This window comes from Brevundimonas sp. (genome assembly GCF_016463485.1).
In the GTDB taxonomy this organism is placed as follows: domain Bacteria; phylum Pseudomonadota; class Alphaproteobacteria; order Caulobacterales; family Caulobacteraceae; genus Brevundimonas.
The window spans coordinates 1-4,193 of the sequence record NZ_JAEMRD010000206.1 but is presented as its reverse complement, the minus strand read 5'-3'; the positions used below and the strand labels follow the sequence as shown (position 1 = coordinate 4,193).

The 4,193-nt window shown below is 67.1% G+C and carries 6 protein-coding genes; 2 read left to right on the top strand and 4 right to left on the bottom strand.

Annotated features, from left to right (window positions below; genetic code table 11):
• Positions 1-62 precede the first annotated feature (62 nt).
• Positions 63-332 carry a hypothetical protein gene (locus JHC99_RS17780; RefSeq protein WP_292156004.1) on the bottom strand — a complete coding sequence of 90 codons (270 nt, stop codon included), beginning with the start codon at positions 330-332 and terminating at the stop codon, positions 63-65.
• A complete protein-coding gene (locus JHC99_RS17775; protein ID WP_292156003.1) occupies positions 332-1,603 on the bottom strand; it encodes an isoaspartyl peptidase/L-asparaginase family protein in 1,272 nt (423 codons plus the stop codon). Before JHC99_RS17775 ends, JHC99_RS17780 begins: the two co-directional genes overlap by 1 nt.
• Before the next feature lie 215 nt (positions 1,604-1,818).
• Between JHC99_RS17775 and JHC99_RS17770 the strand changes: the two genes are divergently transcribed.
• Complete coding sequence (locus JHC99_RS17770) at positions 1,819-2,322, top strand: hypothetical protein (protein WP_292156002.1); 504 nt, start codon at positions 1,819-1,821, stop codon at positions 2,320-2,322.
• A gap of 125 nt (positions 2,323-2,447) precedes the next feature.
• Positions 2,448-2,759 carry a TonB family protein gene (locus tag JHC99_RS17765; RefSeq protein WP_292156000.1) on the top strand — a complete coding sequence of 104 codons (312 nt, stop codon included), beginning with the start codon at positions 2,448-2,450 and terminating at the stop codon, positions 2,757-2,759.
• A 16-nt stretch (positions 2,760-2,775) separates the two neighbouring features.
• Here JHC99_RS17765 and JHC99_RS17760 read toward each other — a convergent pair whose 3' ends face one another.
• The gene (locus tag JHC99_RS17760) at positions 2,776-2,970 is read right to left on the bottom strand and encodes a hypothetical protein (protein WP_292155999.1); all 195 of its coding nucleotides are present in this window, start codon (positions 2,968-2,970) and stop codon (positions 2,776-2,778) included.
• Between the two features lie 2 nt (positions 2,971-2,972).
• Complete coding sequence (gene hppD / locus JHC99_RS17755) at positions 2,973-4,058, bottom strand: 4-hydroxyphenylpyruvate dioxygenase (RefSeq protein ID WP_292155998.1); 1,086 nt, start codon at positions 4,056-4,058, stop codon at positions 2,973-2,975.
• Positions 4,059-4,193 lie beyond the last annotated feature (135 nt).

Sequence of the window (4,193 nt, the reverse complement as noted above, 5' to 3'; positions counted from 1 at the left end):
GGCCCTGAAGAAGGGCCGCGCCACCTCCCCATCGCTTCGCGACGGGGAGGAGAGATGGGCTCTTACGTCGGGGGTGCGAGGACGGCGCGGGCTTCGGCGCCGGTGCGGTTGGAGGCGTCGCGGACCTCGACCTCGACGACGACGGCGCCGGCGGGCTCATGGGCCCACAGGTAGCGGCGCTCGACCTCGACGGTGCGGCCGGACGGGGCGAAGCCCTCGAAGCTGTCGCCCCAGGGGGTGATCCGCACGATCTCGGGCCACAGCAGGGAACAGGCGGCGGCCAGTTCCTCCTCGGCCATGTCGGTGAGTTCGTCGGGGGCAGCTTTGGTCATCAGGGCGTCTCGTCGGCGTAGATGGCAACGCGGGCGGGATCGTCGGAATGGATTTCGCCCCGGTACATGCCGGAGGTGGACATTGCGAAGGCGGGGCGGCCGTCCAGCCCCATGACAATGACGCCGCCTTTGCCGCCGAGGCCTTCCGCATCCGCGATCTCGGCCTGCGCCGCGACGGCTTGTGGGCGCATCTCATCCACCATTGTGATTGAATCCGGATCAGCCCGGTTAGCGGTGTCCGCCCGTGCAAGCGCGCCCTCAATCCTTCCCACCCGCTCGTCGGCCATCACCGCCATCCGCGCGCAGATATCCCGCGCCACTGTGGCCCGGATGAAATACTCGCCGTCGCCCGTCGCGGAGACCGCGCAGCCGTCGCGGTTGGAGGCGTAGGTGCCGGCGCCGATGACGGGGACGTCGCCGACGCGGCCCCAGCGTTTGGCGGTCATGCCGCCGGTGGAGGTGCCGGCGGCGAGGTTGCCGTGGGTGTCCAGCGCCACCGCGCCGACGGTGCCGAACTTGCGCTCGTTCAACGGCGGGGCCGAGGCGTCGTTGTCGGCCATACCGCCGACAGGGGCAGGCGGAGCGCCGGCGGGGCGGGCGGGGATCGGCAGGCCGCCGTCTGTCATGGCCTTGACCAGGCCCTGCCAGCGCCGCTCGGTGAAGAAGAAGGCGGGGTCGACCTGTTCCAGGGTCTGCGACGCCGCGAAACTGTCGGCGCCGGGGCCGATCAGCATGACGTGGGGGCTGTGCTCCATCACCGCCCGCGCCGCCGCGATCGGGTGGCGGGTGGTGGTCAGGCCGGCGACGGCACCGGCCGTCAAGTCGGCGCCGTTCATTACGGCCGCGTCGAGCTCGTTCCTGCCCGCTGCGGTGAAGACGGCACCCCGTCCGGCGTTGAACAGGGGATCGTCCTCCATCAGCTCGATCGCGGCCTGGATGGCGTCGAGCGCCGTGCCGCCGCGCTCCAGCACCGCGCCGCCAGCCTCCAGCGCGCGGGTCAGGGATGCGCGATAGGCGGCGTCCTGTTCGGGGCTGAGGCTGGCGCGCTCGATCACGCCGGCCCCGCCGTGGATGGCGAAAGACCAGCGGGGGGCCTCCGACGCGGGCGGCTGGGGCACGGTCCGGGTCTGGGCCAGGGCATGGGTGGTGCCGATCGTCAGGGTTGCCGCGAGGGCCAGAGCCGCGACGCGAGACAAAAACAGGGTCTGAAAGGTCTGAATGGTCTGAAATCCGGCGGCGGACATCGGTCGGGGCAGGGGGAAGACGGGCATGACGACGGCGTCCAGGTTGATGCGCGGCTCAGTCTACCACGGCAGGAAGGGGCGCCGGATCGAATGGCGAAAAATTTGATCCGCCGTCACGCGCGTCGCTACCCGGGCCCATCAACCTTAGCCGTTGACTCGCTGATCCGCGTTTGGTGATCTCCGGCCGTCCGGATCGAGGGGGATCGCGGTCGTCAATACGGTCAACAAGGGTGGGACCCACAATGAAGAAGACAAGATTGTTCGCGGCTGCGTCCGTGATCGCGCTGGCGTTCGGCACCAGCGCCATCGCCCAGGACGTCGCGTTCTCGCTGACGAACGACGGCGAGGCGACGCTGACCGAAATGCACCTGAGCGGGTCGTCGGACCCGAGCTGGGGCCCCAATGTGCTGGACGAGGAAGTGGGTCCGGGCGACAGCCTCGACGTCTCGATCGACGAGCTTGAGGAGTGCGAATACGACGTCAAGGCTGTCTATGACGACGGCGACACCGAGGAGGTCTTCAACGTCGACCTGTGCGCCGCCGACGAGCTGACCATCGAGGACGACGACGAAGACGAGGAAGAGGACGAAGACGAAGACGAAGACGAAGACGAAGACGAGGACGAATACGAGGACGAGGACGAGGACGAGGACGAGGACGAAGACGAGGACGAAGACGAGGACGAAGACGAGGACGAAGACGAAGACGAGGACGAAGAAGACGAGGAGGAGGAGGACGAGGAGTAGTCCCCTTCACTGTTTTCGATCAGGCGGCGGCTCCCGGACGGGGGCCGCCGTTTTCGTTTCCAGCGTCACGTTCCGGCGGAACGGAGTTGTGCGTCGATCATTAATGAATCGAAGGGGTTTCCGTCATGATCGCGTTCGTTCTCGCCGCCGCTCTGCTCATCGATCCGTCACCCAAGAAGGATGTGGCGTTAAAGACGCCGCAGGCGTCGATCGAACGCACCCAGGACGCCGGGACCGGCCCGACCCTGTCCGCCGTGGCGGTGACCCTGGAATGCACGGCACGGCCCACCGGTCGTGTGACCGGCTGTCGGGTGCTGGGGGAGACCCATCCGGGCCTGGGGTTTGGCGAGGCGGCGCTGGCCCTGATGCGGGACGCCGAAGTCGCTCCCGGCCCGCGCGAGGTTCAGTTCGCGCGCACCATCCAGTTCATGCCGTAAAGGCTGAAGACCGAGGTTATCGGGGCGGTCGCCGGTGGTGCGACCATTTCCAGACGCGGTAGATGATGATCGGCATGAAGCCGCAGACGATGCCGGCGATCAGCACCGTCCAGAAGCTTCCATCCAGCCATAGTCGTCCGGCCAGCGCCCCGGCCACGGCCGCGAGGACCGGGCCGAGGAACGGCAACCACGACGGCGGCTTCAGCTTCATGGTCAGGCGTCGACCACGATGACACCACGGCGGATCTGGTCCAGCTCGATGGAGTCGAACAGGGCCTGGAAATTGCCGTTGCCGAAGCCCTCGTTGCCCTTGCGCTGGATGATCTCGAAGAAGATCGGGCCGAAGGTGTCCTGGGTGAAGATCTGCAGCAGCAGGCCTTCCTCGTCCGAGCCGTCGATCAGGATGCGGTTCTTGCGCATCCGCTCCACGTCATGCCCGTGGTTGGGCAGGCGTTTGTCGATCAGCTCGAAATAGGTCTCGATGGTGTCCTGGAACTCGACCCCCCGGGCCCGCATCGCTTCGACGGTCGCGAAGATGTCGTCGGTGGCCAGGGCGATGTGCTGGATACCCTCGCCGTTGTAGCGTTTCAGGAACTCCTCGATCTGGGAGGTGTCGTCCTGGCTTTCGTTCAGAGGAATGCGGATGGCGCGGTCCGGCGCGATCATGGCCTGACTGAACAGGCCGGTCGCCTTGCCCTTGATGTCGAAATATTTCTGCTCCTCGAAGGCGAAGACGTCGCCGTAGAAGCCTGACCAGGTGCGCATCTGGCCGCGTTTGACGTTGTGGGTCAGGTGATCCAGCAGGTGCAGGCCGACGTTGTTCCGGCGCTCGTCCTCCTCCCAGCCCTCGATCTCGTCCCAGGCGTCATACAGGGACCCGGTCTCGCCATAGGCGTCGATCAGATACAGCAGGCTGCCGCCGATGCCGCGCAGGACATAGGCGCCATCACCGAGCGCGCCGCCGGCGTGACCGTCGGCCGGATGGGCGCCGCGCGCGACGGCGCTGTCATAGGCGGCCCTTGCATCCGCGACGCGGAAGGCCATGCCGTTGGCGGAGGGGCCGTGATCTTTGGCAAACTCGCCGGCGTGCCCGGTCGGGGTGCGGTGGACCAGGAAGGAGATATCGCCCTGTTTCAGGCGCACGACGTTGGTCTCGGGATTCACATGGGTCTGGACGAAGCCCATGGTTTCCAGCCGGGCGATCATGGATTGAGGGTCAGGGCCGGTGAACTCGACGAATTCGAAACCGTCCACGCCGAGGGGATTCTCGGCGGCGGGAAGAGTGGCGTCTGGCGTCATTGGGGGCGCTTTCCACGAATGGGGGGTGCGGGCGGGTCGCCTGCGGTTGAGGTGAACCTAAGGGTTTGAAGGGGGCGCGCCAAGGCGGTGCGACGTGCCCGGCTGCGACGCGGCGGCGAATGGACCGTTAAGGGG